We start from the raw sequence: 17,806 nt of genomic DNA, 5'->3' as shown, positions 1-17,806 counted from the left end.
GAAGGAAAACTTCACGTACGGTTTGATGAGGGGGAGCTGAAAGTAAAACACCGAGCCGAGGCTCGGTGTTTGAAATCAGTTTTCTACTCTACTGATTTAATGTTATTTTTAGTATATAACTATGAGTTATTATTTATATACTGCACGTTTTGCAACATCTGATAACCGAACAAACCAAGGTTTATCTAGCACAAAGCTTGGCATTGCTTTTCCATTATTGGCTTTGTAAATATCGTTTAAAATATTAATTTCATCAGGATTCCCAATTGGAGTCAATCCTTTTCCATCAAAATAGTAAACTAACGACTCATTTGTAACTCTAAAAAAACATTGCATTGTAATCTCTCCTTTCGTAGTTTCAGGTTCTTCTTTTAAAAACAGATCAACCTCATCTTTTCTTCGGTTGACCAAACCTTCTAGGATTTGGCCCCCTGCATAAACATATTTTTTCATTTCAGCAGCTGCAGACTGCCATTGCTTTTGATTCAAATAAACCAACAGTTGAGAACCACTAAGAATATTTACTCCTAGATTGAAGTGAAAGCTGACTAAGGCATCAAATTGATTCTGTGTCAATTGAACGGTTACGTAGTTAAAGATACCTACAGCATGGTTTTGCATATCTTCATCCAGAAATACGTTAGCTTGTGCTTCTGTAATGACCAATCCAGCATAGACTCCTTTGGTATGCCCATAACCTATTGTCCAAACTCCAACAGAGTCCTGATAAGCATTCAGCCTTAGAGCTTCCCACTTCTTAATCAAATCCCTTCCTTTTGAGGACGGTTTCATGTTTTCATTTGCCATCTTTTTTATCCTTTCATGCAAAAAACTTATTGAAAGTTTTCTGATTGTGTCTCTATATGAGCACATTGCGTTTTGCAACATCTGATAACCGAACAAACCAAGGTTTATCTAGCACAAAGCTTGGCATTGCTTTTCCATTGTTGGCTTTGTAAATATCGTTTAAAATGTTGATTTCATCGGGATTCCCGATTGGAGTCAATCTTTTTCCATCAAAATAGTGGACTAACGACTCATTTGTAACTCTAAAAAAGCATTGCATTTTGGTGTTCTTTTTTGTCCCATCTTCTTCCTCTAGTGAACTGCTAAATGGTGGATGAATCCAACCTGCTAATTTTCCGTAGGATTCTAAATATTTAATATATCGTTTTTCTGCCGGATAATTGATTGTTGGTGCTGTACCTTTGAAATTTTGATCAACAACCCACATACCTGCCGTGTCAGCAGATAATATGAGACCTGTATGTCCCCATTGACTACCGTATATCTCCATAATGAAAATATCACCTGGCTTCGGATAACTATTGACTGTCTGATTTATCACTTTAAAACCAGCCCTGTTACCAGTACTTAATAAATCAATTGCTCCAGCTCCTGGAAAACTTGTTGAGAAGAGTTCAAAGGCATAAGAATTAATTAGATCAAAACACTGTGCCCCAGCAAAACCATCAAAATCATAGGTTTTTCCAATGGAATTATTTATCCACTGAAGACCCTGAGCTTGTGTCGTCATACTGATTTCTCCTTTCATTTTATTTAGAAATTCAGCGCTGTTATTTCTATATACCTATCATAATACTAATTAGCTTACTAAAACTTTCAAATCACTGTCATTTTACTTTCAAAGTTAAATATGAGAGACGCTTATCTTCTGGCAATTGGAATAAAAGAAGCTATACTTGTAACTGTTTCGGTTTTTGATGCATAAATTACGCAAAATATTAGTTTGAATGGGGAAATACGATAACTTTGAAGTCTAAGTCATGATGGAATAAGTAGAGCTATAGCTTGTTGTGACCTTTCATGGACCCATAAACCAACATATTTCATGAATAGGATAAGGAAGAGATATCCCTTCTTTATCCTGTCCGGTATCAACCCATATAGATCAATATATAATGGCAACGAGCATCGCTCAATCAGCTTTCTATAGTATTAGTGCGTAGGCAGCCAATTTGACTTTATTAATATTAGAACTTTGTGAAAAGCATAGCAGCTTCTGTTGCAATGACTGTAAGAATGAGTTATAGTAATGAAACGAAGTTAAGAAGAAATGAGGAAAACAGGTGGAAAAGATCTCCATTTATGGATTAACAAAAGACGAACTGATCAACTGGTTTATAGAACATGGTGAGAAAAAATTTCGGGCAACTCAGGTCTGGGAATGGCTATACATAAAACGGGTTCGAACATTTGGTGAAATGACGAATCTATCCAAACAGCTGATTGAAGTTCTTGAAGAAGCATTTATCATTAATCCGCTGCGTCAGGTGATTATTCAGGAGTCTCAAGATGGGACAGTTAAATATCTTTTTGAGCTTCCTGATAAAAATATGATTGAAACGGTCCTGATGCGTCAGGAATACGGCTTGTCTGTTTGCGTAACAACTCAGGTGGGCTGTAACATCGGCTGTACGTTTTGTGCCAGCGGACTTCTGACGAAACAACGAGATCTGACTGCCGGGGAAATAGTGGCGCAGATTATGGAAGTTCAGCATTATTTTGATGAACGCCAGAAAGAAGAACGTGTCAGTCATGTAGTTGTCATGGGTATTGGCGAACCATTTGACAATTATGATAACTTAATGGATTTTCTGCATGTCATTAATGATGCAAAAGGACTGGCAATTGGTGCACGCCATATTACAGTTTCAACTAGCGGTCTTGTACCTAAAATTAATGAGTTTGCAGAAAATGGTCTGCAGGTAAATTTGGCTATCTCACTTCATGCACCGAATAATGACGTTAGAACGTCCATTATGAGAATTAACCGAAGCTTCCCAATAGAGAAGCTGATGGCAGCAGTAGACAATTATCTTGAAAAAACAAATCGACGAATTACATTTGAATATATTATGCTGAACCATGTAAATGATCGCCCGGAGCATGCCCGTCAGTTGGCAGAGCTTCTGAAGGATAAGAAGAAATTAACCTATGTCAATCTGATTCCTTATAATCCAGTCAGCGAACATGACCAATACAGCCGCAGTGATAAAGCAGATGTATTGGCGTTCTATGATGTTCTGAAGAAAAACGGAGTAAACTGCGTGATTCGCAAGGAGCATGGCACCGATATTGATGCAGCCTGCGGACAGCTGAGAAGCAAGCAAATCCAAAAAGAAAAGAAAGTAACAGCAAAATAGAAAAAAGAAGACTTTGGAATAAAACAAACTCAAAAAGTTAGACCGAAAATCTAACTTTTTGAGTTTGTTGCAGAAGGAGTCTTTTTTTGGTGTCCAATTATTTTTTTGTTAACGAACCAATCCAAACTTGAAATTATCCCGCCAAGCTTCAATTTCTTCTGTCGTGTCAATTTTAAGTAATGTATAAATGGCGTGGGCAAAATCTACTGCTGCGGTTTCATTAGCTGTGATAAATCCTTGGTCGACGACGACCTGAGCTTCTTTAAAATGATCAGCTCCCTGATAAGCCGGTTTCTCATCTTTGAAGTAAGCAAATTCATCTCCGGTATGATCAACGGAATCCAGAAAACCATGTCTGGCTAGAAAAATGGTTGCCCCGCAAATAGCAGCAATGGGTATTTCATGTGTTCTGATTTTTTCAATGAATGTGCTGATTTGTTTATGCTCCGCCACAGACTCTTTCCAGTAAAGACCGCCGGGAATAATCAGAAGTGCAGTCTTTTCAAAATCTTCGAAGCTGTCTATTGTCAGGTCAATCATTGCTCTAAGGCCGCCGATTGAAGCTTTGGGATCGGAATCTATAGAAAGGGTTTTAACTTTGTATGGAGCAGTATGATTGATGTTGGAAATTGCATAGCTGGCTTCCCAATCTGCCCATTCATCGGTTAAAAGCAGTAAAACAATTTTTTCACTCACAAGCGTCCCTCCTTATTTTTTTTTAGTATACAAGATTTTGGCAGGATATAGTAGTAGAGAGCGTGAAGAAATGGGCTGATAATGGATGTTCTTTTGAAGAAAAGAGAAAAACAGACGACCTGCAAAAAAAGAAATGAATGGGGGAAGTTTGGCTGACTTTAGAATCAAAAAGAGGATTTGTGACAGTAGTCTGTCTTGGATATTTGCAACCGAATAAACGGTGTTCCAGTCTGTATATACTTTGAGGATTGGAGCGAGAGCCTTCAATTCTAAATGGCAAAGCCATTTAGAAATTGTTGAGAATCACTATTCTGTAAGAAAGCCTCGGGCTTGCCCGAGGCTTTCTTACAGAACACTCATCGTAGTTTAGTTCATACTAGCGTTAAACAGTACTTACCTAGTTCTTAAAACTGGGTACTTCTGTCTCTACGAGTCTCACATTGTTCGATTCTCAATACAAATGTGCACCTACTTGAAAAAGTATTGGCCTGCCTTGCAAGGAGCCCCCTCAGACATGCGATGAGCAATCGAAGAAGCAAGTACTTGCATTCCTCCTCAGAAAAGCAAAGAGCTGTCACAACCTCTTTGCTTTATATCTCAATCTGTATCACCCGAACTCCCATTTTTTCAATGGTATTCAGAGATTCAGGTGAGGCAAAAGAATCTGTAATTAAATAATCAATATCTTTTATGTTCCCGCTGGTAAAATTAGAAGAAACTCCAATTTTTCGATAATCTGCTACTACAATTACTGGTCCTCTTGTTCTTTCTATAATCAGAGAATTGATTTTTGCTTCATGCAGAACAGGCGTAGTGATGCCATTTTCAAGACTCAATCCGGAGCAGCCGATAATGGAAATATCGGAGGACATTTTTGAAAAAGATTCAATGGCAATATCGCCAACCAGTGCTTCTTTTGGAAATCGAATTTCTCCTCCCGAAAGAATGACTGTTGAATTGGGATTATGATCAATGTTGGCAACTTTCACATTATTTGTAACGATTGTCACGCGCTTTTCTTCCAGTTTTTTTATGGCAGCCAAAGCAGTGGAGCTAGTATTAATAAAAAGAGTATCTCCATCTTTGATGAACTCTGCGGCTTTTTGGGCAATACAGCATTTTAGACTTTCCAGTTCCTTGTTAAACACCTGTCCGTTCTCTTTCTGAAGAATCCTTGCTTTTCCGTGCTCTCTTAAAATCAAGCCCATTTTTTCCATAGCATTCAAATCTCGACGAATAGTAATTTCTGATACAGCTAACATATCACTGATTTCTCTGACAGTAACTATTTCTTTTTCCTTTACTATCTCAAAAATCTGATCTCGTCTGTTCTGAATTGTTTTATACGAACTTTTCATGTCTATTCTCTCCCCGCATTAAACTATATTTATGCACAGTGTTTTGCATACAGACCGTGACTTGTTAATGAAGTGATTGCCTTCTGATGTATCTCCGCTTTTAATAAGACTGCATCCCTGCATATAAAACAGGTAAGCGAGTTCCCGATTGTTCAGGCGACTTGTATCTACTTGGCTAAAGGCTTCAAGGCTCTTCTTGTTTCTTCCCTGTAAATAGAACTTGATTCCTTCAATTTCATGCCATGAATAGAGTCCGCTGAGCTGCTTCTTTTTCAATGATTTAAGTTTTACTATTGAATTCAAAATATGCTCTGCATTCTCATAATCTTCTAAAAAATAATAGCAATGAAGCTGTGTATGATAGTAAATGAAAAGATAGTCATAGGTTGAACGGAAAAACCTTTCATGTTTTGCTAAGTGTTCCAGGCAATTTCTGTATTCTCCCTTATCAAGAAGAAGTAATGCATCAAAAATATACATAGAACGCTTGAAACCGTTAAAAATATCTTTTATTTCCAGCACCATTTTCAAGTTCTCAGCCCGAGGAATATCACAATCAATCGTTAGAGCATAAATCATCTGTTCATATTTTCTTTTTAAATACTCAAAAAGAAGGACCACTGTCAAAACGATACTGCCGATCAAACCAAAAATAATCTTCGCACCTAGTCCATCTGTATTGCTGACTAAATATATGATATATACCGTGAAAATCAAATAAATAATCCAAAGTAAAATCTTCTTACTAGTATAAAAAAAAGACCAAAATATTTTCTTCATTTCCATCACCTCATCGCAATAATATCACAAAACGTTCTTAAATCAACATTAAAATGCTTAAACGATCTAAAAATAATTGTATATCAATATAAATGATCCTAAAAATGTTTAATGATCGTATAAATGGATTGAAAACGGTTAAATTTATTGTAGAATGAAAATGTAAACGAAACAGAAAAAGCAAAATGGAGGTAGCATATGGCAACAATTAATGATGTGACAAAAGAGAGTTGGATTTTAAGCACATTTCCGGAATGGGGAACTTACTTAAACGAGGAAATAGAAAATGAAGCAGTTAAGGCAGGAACTGTGGCGATGTGGTGGTTGGGTTGTACAGGTATTTGGCTTAAGTCGCATGAAGGAACAAATATTCTTTGTGATCTGTGGTGCGGGACAGGTAAACGAAGCCATGGAGATGGAAAAATGAAAAAAGGGCATCAAATGATGCGAATGAGCGGTTGTGAAAATATGCAGCCAAACTTAAGAACACAGCCGTTTGTCATTGATCCCTTTGCGGTAAAAAATGTAGATGCACTGATTGTTACACATATTCATTCTGATCATTTGGATATTAACACAGCTGCTGCTGTTCATCAAAATTGTCCGGAAGCTCGTTTTATCGGTCCCCAGGAGGTTGTTAATACCTGGCTGAATTGGGGCATTCCTGAAGAAAAAACGACTGTGGTAAGACCGGGTGATCGTGTGACAGTCAAAGATATTGAGGTGGTTGCTTTGGAAGCCTTCGATCGTACAGCATTAGTGACATGCGAAAATCCTGAAGTGACTCTGAAAGGAAAAATGCCTCAGGATATGGATGAAATTGCAGTAAACTACTTATTTGAAACATCCGGAGGAAATATCTACCATGCAGGAGATTCCCATTATTCCAATATGTTTGCCAAACACGGGAACGAGCATAAAATTGATGTCTGTCTGGGCGCATACGGAGAAAACCCAAGAGGAATAACAGATAAAGTTACGTCAGTTGATATGCTGAGAATGGCAGAATCATTGAATGCCAAAGTAGTGATTCCGGTGCATTATGATATTTGGGCAAATTTCATGGCTGATCCCAAAGAAATTACTGAAATCTGGAAATTTAAAAAAGATCGTTTGAATTATCAGTTTAAGCCGTTTATCTGGCAGGTTGGCGGAAAATTCACTTATCCGAATGATAAGGACAAGCTTGAGTTCAATTTCTATCGTGGATTTGATGATGTATTTACAGTGGAAAATGATACACCGTTTCCATCGTTCCTCTAATCGTCAGAAAAGTCGCTGGAAATTTAGCAGGATAAGCTGCAGTTGATTCCGATATCCACGGAGTCAACTGGAGTGTAAGTAATCAGAACTAAAAAGGTTAATAAATGATTTATCAAAAATGAAAGGGGATTCAACATGCTTGGTTATTTTTATGAAAATGATTTGATTCGATTGAGTGAAAAAGTACCTGAGAATTGGGAAGAAGCTGTTAAAATCAGCTGCGAAAATCTTCTGGAAAAAGAAATCATTAATCAGACGTATATAGACGAAATCATTGATTGTGTAAAAGAATTTGGTCCCTATATTGTCATTGTTCCGGGTGTCGCAATGCCTCATTCATCAGAAAAAAGTGAAGGAGTATTTGGTACGGCAATCTCTTTTACAAAAATGCCGAAGGAGATTGTTTTTGAAGAGGGAAATGCTGAAAAAAATGCGAGCCTGTTTTTTACTCTGGCAGCAAAAAACAGCGAGGAACATGTTCAAAATATTTCAAAATTATCGGAAATGCTGATGGTGGACGGCTTGATTGATGATTTATCTGCAATTGAAACAATGTCGGATTATAAAGATGTGATGGAGAAATATCAATTATAAGAAAGAAGAGGATAGAATGGAACAGGTTTTAGATTTTTTATTAGGGATTTGGGATTATTTTGCTGCAAACATCCTGACACAGCCAGCATTTCTTATTGGATTTATAGTGTTATTGGGTTACATGTTATTGAAAAAACCATTTTATGAAAGTGTTGCCGGTTTTTTAAAAGCAACAGTTGGATATTTGATATTAACCGTAGGCTCCGGCGGGCTAGTTAATAATTTCCGCCCTATTCTAGTTGGTTTAAAAGAACGATTTAATCTGGATGCAATGGTTATTGACCCTTATTTCGGTCAAAATGCAGTGACAGCAGGGATTGAAGAGACATTTGGACGGACTTTCAGTGATACGATGATCTTGTTGCTGATTGCCTTTGTCATGAATATTTTGCTGGTACGCTTTAAAAAATATACGAAGCTGCGGGCAGTATTTACAACAGGCAACGTTCAGATTCAACAGGCTGCAACCGCATTCTGGCTGCTGCTATTCTGTTTCCCTGATTTGGGACGTGTGGAAATGCTTCTGGTTATGGGATTGGTTCTTGGTTGCTACTGGGCAGTCGGTTCTAATCTAACCGTTGGAATTACACAGGAATTAACGGAGGGTGCCGGATTTGCGATCGCCCATCAGCAGATGTTTGGAATTTATATCTTTGCCAGACTGGCTGAGAAAATGAAAAAAGGGAAAAAGAATAAACGGATTGAGGATATGAAATTCCCCGGCTTTCTTTCTATCTTTAATGAAAATATGGTCTCCACTTCCATTTTGATGCTATTCTTTTTTGGAATTATTATGCTGGTACTTGGCAAGGATTATCTGATTCAAGCAGAATTTATGGTTGAAGGTCAAAGCTTTTTCTTCTACATTCTGCAAACCTCTCTGTACTTTGCTGTTTATCTGGCTATTCTGCAGTTGGGAGTTCGTACCTTTGTGGATGAACTGACAGAATCATTCCAGGGGATTTCCAACACACTTCTGCCGGGAGCTGTTCCGGGAATTGACGTATCGGCATCTCTGGCTTTTGGTTCTTCAAATGCGGTAACGATTGGTTTTCTTTTTGGAGCACTGGGACAATTTCTAACAATCGGATTAATGATTTTATTCAAGTCGCCGGTTATTGTTATTGCCGGGTTTATTCCATTGTTCTTTGACAATGCAGCAATCGCACTTTTTGCAAATCATCGAGGCGGAGTAAAAGCGGCGTGCATTTTCCCGTTCCTGTCAGGAATTATTCAGGTAATTGGATCAGCACTGATTGCTTCTTTTGTAGGACTTGCACAATATGGAGGTTATCTTGGAATGTTTGACTGGGCAACAGTCTGGCCTGCATTCACTGTCATCATGAAATTCCTGGGATATGCTGGTATTGGTATTGTTGTACTGATTCTTCTGGCAATTCCTCAATTCCAGTATCGTGCGAATCCGGAAGGCTATTTCCTGATTACAGAAGATTATGATGAATATGTAAAAAAAATGGCTGTTTAATTAAGCTCAGTAGAAAAAAATAATTTAGGAGGATTTTATTATGAGAGTATTAGTATCATGTGCAAACGGATCAGGAACAAGCTTAATGATGAAAAAGAGTGTGGAAAAAGGTCTGAAGGATCTGGGATTTGAAATAACGAAAATTCACCATTGTTCGATTGCAGAAGGGAAAAGCTCTGCTGCTCAATATGATGTTGTATTTACACCAATGAACTTTTTGAATATGTTTGATAATGCAAAAGAAAAAGGTATCACTGTCATTGGAATTAAAAATGTGATGTCAGCAAAAGAAGTACAGGAAAAAGTGAAGGAAACGGACTTGGGAGAACGATTCCTGTAAAAACTTATAGGAAATATGGCTGAACAGAAGTTGAAAGCAGCTGGTGCTGGTCTATATGAAAGTACTTTGAACAGATATGAAGGAGTCAAGTATACTACAATGCTGCCGGCAATCAGCTGCTTTACTGCTGAAAAGATTAAAGAAGGAAGTCAGAAAAAAAGTGCAGTATAGAAATGAAGTATCTTAGACTGCCTCCTTTTTTATGTTTCAAATCTATAAAGTTCAAATTATCATACTAATAGGAAAATAAGGAGGAAGCAAATTAATGAGTTTACCCAATTTACAAATAGCACTGGATCATTCTAATTTAGCCAGTGCATTGGCAGACATAGTGAAAGTCGGAGAAATAGTGGATATTGTGGAGGTCGGAACGATTTTATGCTTGCAGGCAGGTGAAGAAGCCATTCGCTGCATTCGTGCTTTGTATCCGGAAAAGCTGGTTGTAGCAGATACCAAATGCGCGGATGCAGGAGGAACAGTCGCTAAAAACTGTGCGGATGCAGGAGCGGACTGGATGACGGTGATTTGCTGTGCAACAATTCCTACGATGAAAGCAGCAGCAGCTGAAGTTAAGGAGGTCCAGGTAGAGCTATATGGGGACTGGACCTATGAGCAGGCACAAAAATGGCTGGATGCCGGAATTTCTCAGGCAATTTATCATCAAAGTCGAGATGCCCTGCTTGCAGGAGAAACATGGGGAGAAAAAGATCTGTCAAAAGTAAAAACGTTAATTGATATGGGATTTAGGGTTTCTGTAACCGGCGGGTTGGATGTTGAGACACTTGAGTTGTTTAAAGGAGTAGATGTTTATACATTTATTACCGGACGAGGAATTACTTCGGCCTATGATCCCCAGGTTGCAGCACAGGCATTTAAAGATGAAATAAAATGCATTTGGGGGTGAAAAGATGACATCGCTAGGCATTTATGAAAAAGCCTTGCCAAAGGATATCAGCTGGGCAGAACGACTGTCGCTGACAAAAAAACTGGGCTTTGATTTTATTGAAATGTCCATTGATGAGACGGATGAACGCTTAGCCAGACTTGACTGGTCAAAAGAAGAAAGAAAACAAGTTATTGATGCAATTCATGAAACGGGAACCAAAATTTTATCCATTTGTTTAAGCGGACATCGGCGTTTTCCTTTTGGATCAAAAAAAGAGGAGATACGTGAAGAATCATTGATGATTATGAAAAAAGCAATAGATTTGGCTTCTGATTTAGGCGTTCGAACTATTCAACTGGCCGGGTATGATGTTTACTATGAGGAAAAAGCATTGTCTTCCCGAAACTATTTCATTGAAAACTTGAAAAAGGCAGTTAGCATGGCAGCAGCCAAAGAAGTTGTCCTGTCTATTGAAATTATGGATGATCCATTTATTAACTCTATTTCGAAATTTCTTAAAATCAAAAAGCAGATTCCATCCCCTTATCTTCAGGTTTATCCTGATTTAGGCAATCTTTCAGCATGGCCTGAGAACGATGTCGGCTATGAACTGGAAGCAGGCATCAGCCAAATTTCTGCAGTTCATTTAAAAGATACGCTGGCAGTCACAGAGGGGTTTGGCGGTAAATTTAAAGAGGTTCCATTTGGAGAAGGCTGTGTCGATTTTAGTGGTTGTCTGAAAACGCTGAGACGATTGGATTATAATGGTCCTTTTTTAATTGAAATGTGGAGTGAGACAAGCCCCAATCCTGAAAAAGAAATACAGCAGGCAAAAGAGTTTCTTTTACCTTATTTGAAGGAGGCTGGATATCTTGTGTAATGAAAGAATCAAGAAAATACAGGAACGAGTTTTTGAAGCAAATTTGGCGCTACCTAAAGCCGGACTGGTAAAGCTGACTTGGGGAAATGTCAGTGAGATTGATCGTGAGCTTGGCGTAATCGTTATTAAACCAAGCGGTGTTCCATACAGCAAAATGACTCCTGAGAATATGGTTGTAACAGATTTGGAAGGGCAAGTTGTTCAACAGGGAATGAAGCCTTCCTCAGATTTGGCTACACATGTGGTTCTATATAAAGAATTTGAAGAAATAAGCGCGGTAGTCCATACTCACTCAAAGAATGCTGTAACCTGGGCTCAGTCGGGACGTGAACTTCCTGCTTATGGAACAACACATGCTGATACCTTTTATGGAGCTGTCCCTTGTACTCGACAGCTTACAAAAGAAGAAGTGAAAAATAATTATGAGACTGAAACCGGCAACGTAATTATTGAAACCTTTACTACTCAACAGATTGATCCTTTGGCTGTACCGGGCGTTCTTGTATATGGTCATGGACCTTTCACTTGGGGAGTATCACCACAAAAAGCAGTCGAAATCAGTATCGTTTTGGATGAAATTGCAGAGATGGGCACTCTAACGGAGAACAATAACCCAGAGATCAAAGCGATCCCTCAGTATTTGCTGGATAAGCACTATTTCAGAAAGCATGGAAAAAATGCATATTATGGACAATAACAACCATGCAGGATTTAATTAGTTATTTTAACTTATTTGTGAAAAAGAATGGAAGAGTCTCGGACGTCTGAAATACAGTAAACGGTCAATAAGTGTATGCAGCTTGTCTCTTAAATAGTTGAATTTTATTTTTTCTTTTATCAAAAAAAGGTATATTTCATAAAAAAAGTGAGAGGATATTCAATCAACTATTTGTTAAACTGAAAGAGATCTAGTGTTTTATCTTAGTATAAAACTGAGGTATTTATCTGACCCTTTCGGATAAATACCTCTTTTTCTCAAAAATTTTAAAAAAACTAATAATTTTTGAAAGTCACAAAGATGATTTTTTTAGTATAATGAATTGTATCAAAAGCAATAAACTATTTTGGGGAAGATAGTGCATTAAAACTCTTAATAATAGAGCAGATATCATTGAAATGATATCTGCTCTATTATTTTTTTTCTGATGAATTAGTACATAAGTAACTAAAACTATTTTTTTATGAAATTCTTTAAGTTATATATAGATGCTATATAGTATTTCAAATCTTTCGTTGTAGAAACTCTTGGACATTTTATACAGATTAAAAGAAAAAAGCTGGAAAGTGGAAAACTTTTCAGTTTTTTTTTCGTATTTTAGTTGTGAGGAGGATGCGATGGATATTAAGGATTTTTCAAAAGAACTCATTACATGGGGGATACGTAACAGAGCTCAGGATCTTTATATTCTCCCTGAAAGAGATCGTTACAATATTTTATTTCGAACAGCTCAGTCTAATATGAGATATAAGCAGCTTTCAAAAGAGTATGGAGAAAAACTGATTTTTCATTTTAAATTTATTGGTCAGATGGATGTAGGTGAGAAAAGAAAGGCTCAGGTGGGTGCCGTATCTTACTTGGTTGATAATCAGGAAAGGAGGTTGAGGTTATCGACAGTTGGAGATTTTAAGCAGCGGGAAAGTCTGGTTATTCGTTTTCTTCACTATTTTGGTGACAGCAAAGAACACTATTTACTGCCGTGGCAGCTTTCAAAAATTCGAACAGCTGTAAAATCATCAGGACTTCATTTATTTTGCGGTCCTGTCGGTTCTGGAAAGACAACCTTGATGTATAAATTGGCTAAAGAAAAGCGCGGGAGTCATCAAGTTATCTGTATTGAGGACCCTGTAGAGATTGAGGAAGAGCGTTTTCTTCAGCTGCAGACGAATATAAAAATTGATTTAACTTATGATGCGTTAATCAAGGCTTGTTTGAGGCATAGACCTGATATTTTGATTATTGGTGAGATTAGAGATTCATTGACTGCAAAAGCTGCCATCAGAGCTTCGCTAACCGGACATACTGTTTTTGCAACAATTCACAGCAGAGGAATAGCAGGCGTGACAGAGCGTCTGATCGAATTAGGTGTAAAGGAAAGAGAACTGGCGGAATGTCTGCAAAGTGTCATTTATCAGAGACTGCTGCCTGCAAAAATAAGAGAGAAAAAAGTTTCAGCGTTACTGATGGAATATTATTTTTCGGAAAAAAATGTAACAGCATGGAATGACATGCTGAGAAAGGTATGGGCGTATGGCTATATTGATGATATCACTTTTTCGAATGAACAGCGGAAGTAAACTTTCTAAAAAGCAGTCGGCTGCACTTTTTAAGTTGCTGGCAGAACTGCTTAAAAATGGCTTTTCGATTAATGAAAGCTTTGTTTTTATGAAGAAAGCAAAGGTCTTTCCGGAAAAACTGCTGACCTATCTGATCGGAGAACTTGAAAATGGGGAAGAATTGGCAGCTGCATTGTTTCGCTTGGGTATTCCAGCTGAAAATATCACTCAAATAGAATTCGCTCAAAAGCATGGCGACCTTTCAACAACCTTGCAGGGGATTGAAGAGCATATGAATATTCTGCAAAAACAACGGGAAAGTCTATCAAAAATCTTAATATATCCGTTAATTCTATTGTTTTTTCTCTTTTCTGCTTTGTTAGGGATGCGTCAATTTTTACTGCCGCAGCTTGAAATGAGCGGTTTGGCTACAGCTGATAATCCGGGTATTCGCTTTGTACGGGAGAGTCCTTACTATATCAGCGGATTTCTGCTGCTCAGCTTTTTTTCTGTGATATGTCTGATTCTTTATTTACGGAGGAAAACAATGGTTGAACGTTCCGAGTTGTTTGCACGGATCCCTGTGATTCGCTCCTATTATATCCAGTATACTTCAGCTTTTTTCGCCTTGGAATGGGGGAAGCTTTTTTCTCAAGGGATGGAGATTAAGCAAATTATCAGTGTAATGAAAGAACTTATGACAGTCTCTCTTATGAAGGAGCTTTCTGTAGTTATTGAGAACCGGCTGATTGAAGGGCTGCCTGTTTATGATCAGTTGGATGGCTTCCCCTTTTTAGCTAAAGAGTTGTCAATGATCATCAGACAAGGTGAGGTAAAAGGAAATCTGGGAAAAGAATTAATGATTTACAGCAGTATTTGTCGCAAAAATTTCTTTATCAGAATAGAGAAGCTTATTCAGTGGATTCAGCCGATTATATTTTTAATCATTGCACTGGCAGTAGTCAGCATATACGCGGCGATGCTGCTGCCAATTTACGGAGGGATAGAAAATTTATGAAAAAGAGAAATAAAGCAATAGCTGTTAACTTGCGCAACCAGCAGATATCCAAATGCAGACAGAGGCAATTGAAGGGCTTTACACTTTTAGAAATGCTCATTGTTCTATTAATTATTTCTGTGCTGATTCTTCTTTTTGCACCCAATCTTTCAAAGCAAAAAGACAGTATCGACAAGAAAGGCAATGCTGCAATTGTAAAAGTTGTCGAGACTCAAATGGATGTTTACCGGCTGGAAAATGATCAGTCTCCGACAGTAGAAGCATTGTTATCAGAAGGGTATATTACACAGGAGCAGTATGACAGATACAAGGCGAATAAATAACTGCTCGGGGTTTACATTAATAGAAACACTGCTGGTATTTGTTGTTGCTGTCTCCTTGATCAGCCTGTCCAGTCTATTGGTAGAAAAGAATATAAGCAACTTTTCTACAGCTCAATTTTTTTCCAGCTTTGAAAAGCAGCTTTTGTATACACAACAAATGGCGGTGGTGGGCGCTGTCGACACAGAGGTGTACTTTTCATTGGAAGAACAGCAGTTTCGTTTTGTTACCGGAAGTAAAGAAGAAGCCCTTTTATTGCCGGAGGCACTGGCAGCAACAGGTCCTGCGAAAATTATATTTAAAAAAGGAACGGGAAATAATGGCAACCTTTCAAAATACAGTTTTAAATATGGCAGAAAGAATCAGCTGATTGAATTTCAGTTTCAGATGGGTAGTGGAAAATATGTTAAAAAAATTTCTGAATTTTAGTGGGTACTTTTTCATTGAAAGTTTGGTATCATTAACGATCCTTACCGTAGTTATCGGCGGGTATCTATCTGTTCACACTGTTCTGTTCAGTAAAGCGAAACCTTATGAAGAACGCTTGGCAATGAAACGAGTTTTGTATGAAGAAATGAAAGAATACGAGCATTATGGAGGTTCCGCTGTTCGAAAAGTGTTAAGGGAGAAAAAGGAATACTCCGTAACAATTATTGAGCAGGACGGAGAAATAAAAGCTGCAACAGTGGAAAATGGAAAGGATGTTTTTACTATTGAAAGACAGTAGAAATTGGGAACAGTATGCAGGCTTTACGCTATTTGAGTGTCTTTTGGCACTCTTTTTCTTTTCATTTATCTGTCTGGTAAGTTCAGGCTATTTGAAAAATGCTCAGGTACTGACGGACAGAATAAATAATACCTCGGAAAAGGAATGGCATATCTTTTTAATCCAATTGGAAAATGAAATGAGCAACCTTGAACTGATTTCTGTAACGAAGGAGCAGATATATTTTCATCATCAAGAAGCGGATTATCCAGTTATCGTTGAATTTAAACAGAACAAAATAATTAAGGCAGCAAATGGAGGCTATCAGCCTTTATTGATGAAAATAGAAAAAGCAGAATTCCGACAGCAGGAGGGAAAGATAGAACTTGAAATATTGTTTGAAAATGGAAAAAATAAAGTCGGTTGTTTCATTATTTGAGGAGGAGGAAATGGAAAAATCCCGAAAAGAATATTATAAAGGAAGTACCTTCATAACCGTGCTGCTCTTTTTGAATTTGTTCAGCTTGCTGTTCTTTTTAATGATAGAGGATTATCAACTGACAAAGAGCTTCTCTCAGCATACTGAAAGTTTTTACGAAGCAAAAATTATGGCGAGCATGTTTTTGGCAGAGGTGCGCGATAACCATACCTTGAAGACTGATGAAACGATTCATTATTCAGCTGGGAATCTTAATTATCAGTACAGTAGCGGTATGATAGAAATAACGGTGAATGTTTCTGGAATAAATTATATGTTTTATCATAAAGCAGACAATGAACTCGATTTGTGAAATGTGTATCAAACAGGTGCTTAAAATGACTGATACAGTATTTAAAAGAATAGTGAAATAATCGGTTATTTGTCATAAGTTAACAGTGTTTTTGCTGATAAAAGCGAATTTCCAAATATTATTGTGAAATTGATTGATTATTATGCGTTTTTTCGATAAAATGAAACAGATACAAAAGTTGTTATATTTTATAAAGTTGAGGTGTTTTTTTGTTTTCTGAGAAGATGGAAAAAGCTTTCGAGCAAATGGAACAGGCAATTCAGCTATTAAAAGGGTCTTTAGATGTTTCTTTTTTGGATGCCTATATAGAAAACGGAGACAATATTCTGGATAATTTTCAGGTACGTATTCTTGATGGAAAACCTGAAAAAGAAACGGTTCTCAAGCTGGAAAAAATTTACAAAGAGCTGGAAAAAATTGAATTAGAACCTGAGGAATTGCGGCGCCTAAGCCAACTATTGCTGCTGAAGGGAAATAAAGAGGAACCAATACAGGCGAATCATCAATTAACGCCTGACAGTATCGGTTTTTTATTTGTTTATCTCGTAGAACAACTGTATCCTGACAGAGAGTCGCTGCAGATTTTGGATATTGCATCAGGTATGGGGAATCTATTGTTAACAATTTTATTAAATCTGAAAGTCGAAAATGCTCAGGCTATTGGATATGGTGTAGATATTGACGATACACTGCTTTCAGTTGCTTCTGTAAATAGTGGTCTTACAGGCGCAGAGGTACAATTATTTCATCAGGATGGCATTCAGGATTTGCTGCTTGAACCGGTGGATACGGCTGTCAGTGATTTACCGATTGGCTATTATCCAAATGATGACAAAGTAAAGGACTTTTCAGTTTCTGCTTCTGAGGGACACAGCTATGCGCATCATTTACTGATGGAACAGGTAATGAAATATGTAAAACCAGGCGGCTTCGGACTCTTTTTAGTTCCTTCAAATTTGTTTGAATCTGAACAGAGTGATCATCTTAAGAAGTGGATTCAGGAGCAGGTTTATCTGCAGGGATTTATTCAACTTCCTGATGGAATGTTCCAGTCTGAGCAGTCAAGAAAGAGTATTCTCATGGTGCAGAATAAAGGTGAAAACAGCAGGCAGGCGAAAGAAGTGCTGCTTGTTAAGCTGGCTTCGCTAAAAGATTCTCAAAAAATCACTCAATTTTTTCAACAATTTGAAGCCTGGAAATCTTCAAATTTATATTTATAATAATATCTAACTAATTTTAAAGAGGA

22 protein-coding genes are annotated in these 17,806 nt (G+C 37.5%); 17 read left to right on the top strand and 5 right to left on the bottom strand.

Annotated features, from left to right (window positions below; genetic code table 11):
- Positions 1-129: 129 nt before the first annotated feature.
- Positions 130-807 carry a lysozyme gene (locus tag LI954_RS03900; protein ID WP_202065007.1) on the bottom strand — a complete coding sequence of 226 codons (678 nt, stop codon included), beginning with the start codon at positions 805-807 and terminating at the stop codon, positions 130-132.
- Between the two features lie 52 nt (positions 808-859).
- Positions 860-1,537, bottom strand: a complete 678-nt coding sequence (locus LI954_RS03895; RefSeq protein ID WP_229441767.1) for a CHAP domain-containing protein — start codon at positions 1,535-1,537, stop codon at positions 860-862.
- A gap of 553 nt (positions 1,538-2,090) precedes the next feature.
- Between LI954_RS03895 and rlmN the strand changes: the two genes are divergently transcribed.
- On the top strand, positions 2,091-3,167 hold the full coding sequence (gene rlmN, locus LI954_RS03890; RefSeq protein WP_202065003.1) for a 23S rRNA (adenine(2503)-C(2))-methyltransferase RlmN: 1,077 nt from the start codon (positions 2,091-2,093) through the stop codon (positions 3,165-3,167).
- Between the two features lie 108 nt (positions 3,168-3,275).
- Here rlmN and LI954_RS03885 read toward each other — a convergent pair whose 3' ends face one another.
- The 3 genes from LI954_RS03885 to LI954_RS03875 form a co-directional block, all read right to left on the bottom strand.
- Positions 3,276-3,863, bottom strand: coding sequence for a DJ-1/PfpI family protein (locus LI954_RS03885; RefSeq protein WP_202065001.1), 588 nt, complete (start codon positions 3,861-3,863; stop codon positions 3,276-3,278).
- A 590-nt stretch (positions 3,864-4,453) separates the two neighbouring features.
- Positions 4,454-5,221, bottom strand: coding sequence for a DeoR/GlpR family DNA-binding transcription regulator (locus tag LI954_RS03880; RefSeq protein ID WP_229443691.1), 768 nt, complete (start codon positions 5,219-5,221; stop codon positions 4,454-4,456).
- Positions 5,222-5,239: 18 nt separating this feature from the next.
- Entirely contained in the window at positions 5,240-6,001 is a 762-nt protein-coding gene (locus tag LI954_RS03875; protein WP_229443689.1) for a hypothetical protein, read from the bottom strand.
- A 198-nt stretch (positions 6,002-6,199) separates the two neighbouring features.
- On the opposite strand from LI954_RS03875, the gene ulaG reads away from it, so the two are divergent.
- The 16 genes from ulaG to LI954_RS03795 all read left to right on the top strand — a co-directional run bounded on the left by ulaG (position 6,200) and on the right by LI954_RS03795 (position 17,780).
- Complete coding sequence (ulaG, locus tag LI954_RS03870) at positions 6,200-7,264, top strand: L-ascorbate 6-phosphate lactonase (protein ID WP_229443687.1); 1,065 nt, start codon at positions 6,200-6,202, stop codon at positions 7,262-7,264.
- Between the two features lie 135 nt (positions 7,265-7,399).
- Positions 7,400-7,858: a PTS sugar transporter subunit IIA gene (locus LI954_RS03865; protein WP_202064992.1), complete on the top strand. Its 459-nt coding sequence runs from the start codon at positions 7,400-7,402 to the stop codon at positions 7,856-7,858.
- 16 nt (positions 7,859-7,874) lie between these two features.
- The gene (locus LI954_RS03860; protein WP_202064989.1) at positions 7,875-9,344 is read left to right on the top strand and encodes a PTS ascorbate transporter subunit IIC; all 1,470 of its coding nucleotides are present in this window, start codon (positions 7,875-7,877) and stop codon (positions 9,342-9,344) included.
- Positions 9,345-9,384: 40 nt separating this feature from the next.
- Positions 9,385-9,684, top strand: coding sequence for a PTS sugar transporter subunit IIB (locus LI954_RS03855; protein ID WP_202064987.1), 300 nt, complete (start codon positions 9,385-9,387; stop codon positions 9,682-9,684).
- 15 nt (positions 9,685-9,699) lie between these two features.
- Positions 9,700-9,855, top strand: a complete 156-nt coding sequence (locus tag LI954_RS03850) for a hypothetical protein (RefSeq protein ID WP_202064985.1) — start codon at positions 9,700-9,702, stop codon at positions 9,853-9,855.
- Between the two features lie 94 nt (positions 9,856-9,949).
- Entirely contained in the window at positions 9,950-10,588 is a 639-nt protein-coding gene (locus LI954_RS03845; RefSeq protein WP_229443685.1) for a 3-keto-L-gulonate-6-phosphate decarboxylase UlaD, read from the top strand.
- Between the two features lie 4 nt (positions 10,589-10,592).
- The gene (locus LI954_RS03840; RefSeq protein ID WP_202064979.1) at positions 10,593-11,450 is read left to right on the top strand and encodes an L-ribulose-5-phosphate 3-epimerase; all 858 of its coding nucleotides are present in this window, start codon (positions 10,593-10,595) and stop codon (positions 11,448-11,450) included.
- Positions 11,440-12,147 carry an L-ribulose-5-phosphate 4-epimerase gene (locus tag LI954_RS03835; RefSeq protein ID WP_324254745.1) on the top strand — a complete coding sequence of 236 codons (708 nt, stop codon included), beginning with the start codon at positions 11,440-11,442 and terminating at the stop codon, positions 12,145-12,147. The genes LI954_RS03840 and LI954_RS03835 overlap by 11 nt, the downstream gene beginning before the upstream one ends.
- A gap of 638 nt (positions 12,148-12,785) precedes the next feature.
- On the top strand, positions 12,786-13,745 hold the full coding sequence (gene comGA, locus LI954_RS03830; RefSeq protein ID WP_202064977.1) for a competence type IV pilus ATPase ComGA: 960 nt from the start codon (positions 12,786-12,788) through the stop codon (positions 13,743-13,745).
- Entirely contained in the window at positions 13,711-14,742 is a 1,032-nt protein-coding gene (gene comGB, locus LI954_RS03825; protein WP_229443736.1) for a competence type IV pilus assembly protein ComGB, read from the top strand. Before comGA ends, comGB begins: the two co-directional genes overlap by 35 nt.
- Positions 14,739-15,065: a competence type IV pilus major pilin ComGC gene (gene comGC, locus LI954_RS03820; protein ID WP_229441763.1), complete on the top strand. Its 327-nt coding sequence runs from the start codon at positions 14,739-14,741 to the stop codon at positions 15,063-15,065. The genes comGB and comGC overlap by 4 nt, the downstream gene beginning before the upstream one ends.
- Positions 15,040-15,492, top strand: coding sequence for a competence type IV pilus minor pilin ComGD (comGD, locus tag LI954_RS03815; RefSeq protein WP_229443683.1), 453 nt, complete (start codon positions 15,040-15,042; stop codon positions 15,490-15,492). The genes comGC and comGD overlap by 26 nt, the downstream gene beginning before the upstream one ends.
- On the top strand, positions 15,467-15,790 hold the full coding sequence (locus LI954_RS03810; RefSeq protein WP_229443681.1) for a hypothetical protein: 324 nt from the start codon (positions 15,467-15,469) through the stop codon (positions 15,788-15,790). Before comGD ends, LI954_RS03810 begins: the two co-directional genes overlap by 26 nt.
- The gene (gene comGF / locus LI954_RS03805) at positions 15,777-16,208 is read left to right on the top strand and encodes a competence type IV pilus minor pilin ComGF (RefSeq protein ID WP_202064808.1); all 432 of its coding nucleotides are present in this window, start codon (positions 15,777-15,779) and stop codon (positions 16,206-16,208) included. The genes LI954_RS03810 and comGF overlap by 14 nt, the downstream gene beginning before the upstream one ends.
- Before the next feature lie 10 nt (positions 16,209-16,218).
- Entirely contained in the window at positions 16,219-16,560 is a 342-nt protein-coding gene (comGG, locus tag LI954_RS03800) for a competence type IV pilus minor pilin ComGG (protein ID WP_229443679.1), read from the top strand.
- A gap of 209 nt (positions 16,561-16,769) precedes the next feature.
- On the top strand, positions 16,770-17,780 hold the full coding sequence (locus LI954_RS03795; protein ID WP_229443677.1) for a class I SAM-dependent methyltransferase: 1,011 nt from the start codon (positions 16,770-16,772) through the stop codon (positions 17,778-17,780).
- Positions 17,781-17,806 lie beyond the last annotated feature (26 nt).

It is taken from the genome of Enterococcus sp. CWB-B31, from assembly GCF_020567645.1.
Taxonomy (GTDB): Bacteria; Bacillota; Bacilli; order Lactobacillales; family Enterococcaceae; genus Enterococcus_L.
Note: the sequence above shows the minus strand (reverse complement) of the source record. Positions and strands in the feature narration are given on the sequence as shown.

Coding starts and splice junctions, on each gene's coding strand:
- LI954_RS03865 (WP_202064992.1), top strand. CDS start 7,400: ATGCTTGGTTATTTTTATGAAAATGATTTGATTCGATTGAGTGAAAAA.
- LI954_RS03810 (WP_229443681.1), top strand. CDS start 15,467: ATGTTAAAAAAATTTCTGAATTTTAGTGGGTACTTTTTCATTGAAAGT.
- comGC (WP_229441763.1), top strand. CDS start 14,739: ATGAAAAAGAGAAATAAAGCAATAGCTGTTAACTTGCGCAACCAGCAG.
- LI954_RS03895 (WP_229441767.1), bottom strand. CDS start 1,537: ATGACGACACAAGCTCAGGGTCTTCAGTGGATAAATAATTCCATTGGA.
- LI954_RS03875 (WP_229443689.1), bottom strand. CDS start 6,001: ATGAAGAAAATATTTTGGTCTTTTTTTTATACTAGTAAGAAGATTTTA.
- LI954_RS03850 (WP_202064985.1), top strand. CDS start 9,700: ATGGCTGAACAGAAGTTGAAAGCAGCTGGTGCTGGTCTATATGAAAGT.
- LI954_RS03840 (WP_202064979.1), top strand. CDS start 10,593: ATGACATCGCTAGGCATTTATGAAAAAGCCTTGCCAAAGGATATCAGC.
- LI954_RS03900 (WP_202065007.1), bottom strand. CDS start 807: ATGGCAAATGAAAACATGAAACCGTCCTCAAAAGGAAGGGATTTGATT.
- comGG (WP_229443679.1), top strand. CDS start 16,219: ATGGAAAAATCCCGAAAAGAATATTATAAAGGAAGTACCTTCATAACC.
- comGD (WP_229443683.1), top strand. CDS start 15,040: ATGACAGATACAAGGCGAATAAATAACTGCTCGGGGTTTACATTAATA.
- comGB (WP_229443736.1), top strand. CDS start 13,711: ATGATATCACTTTTTCGAATGAACAGCGGAAGTAAACTTTCTAAAAAG.
- comGA (WP_202064977.1), top strand. CDS start 12,786: ATGGATATTAAGGATTTTTCAAAAGAACTCATTACATGGGGGATACGT.
- LI954_RS03855 (WP_202064987.1), top strand. CDS start 9,385: ATGAGAGTATTAGTATCATGTGCAAACGGATCAGGAACAAGCTTAATG.
- LI954_RS03860 (WP_202064989.1), top strand. CDS start 7,875: ATGGAACAGGTTTTAGATTTTTTATTAGGGATTTGGGATTATTTTGCT.
- ulaG (WP_229443687.1), top strand. CDS start 6,200: ATGGCAACAATTAATGATGTGACAAAAGAGAGTTGGATTTTAAGCACA.
- LI954_RS03845 (WP_229443685.1), top strand. CDS start 9,950: ATGAGTTTACCCAATTTACAAATAGCACTGGATCATTCTAATTTAGCC.
- LI954_RS03880 (WP_229443691.1), bottom strand. CDS start 5,221: ATGAAAAGTTCGTATAAAACAATTCAGAACAGACGAGATCAGATTTTT.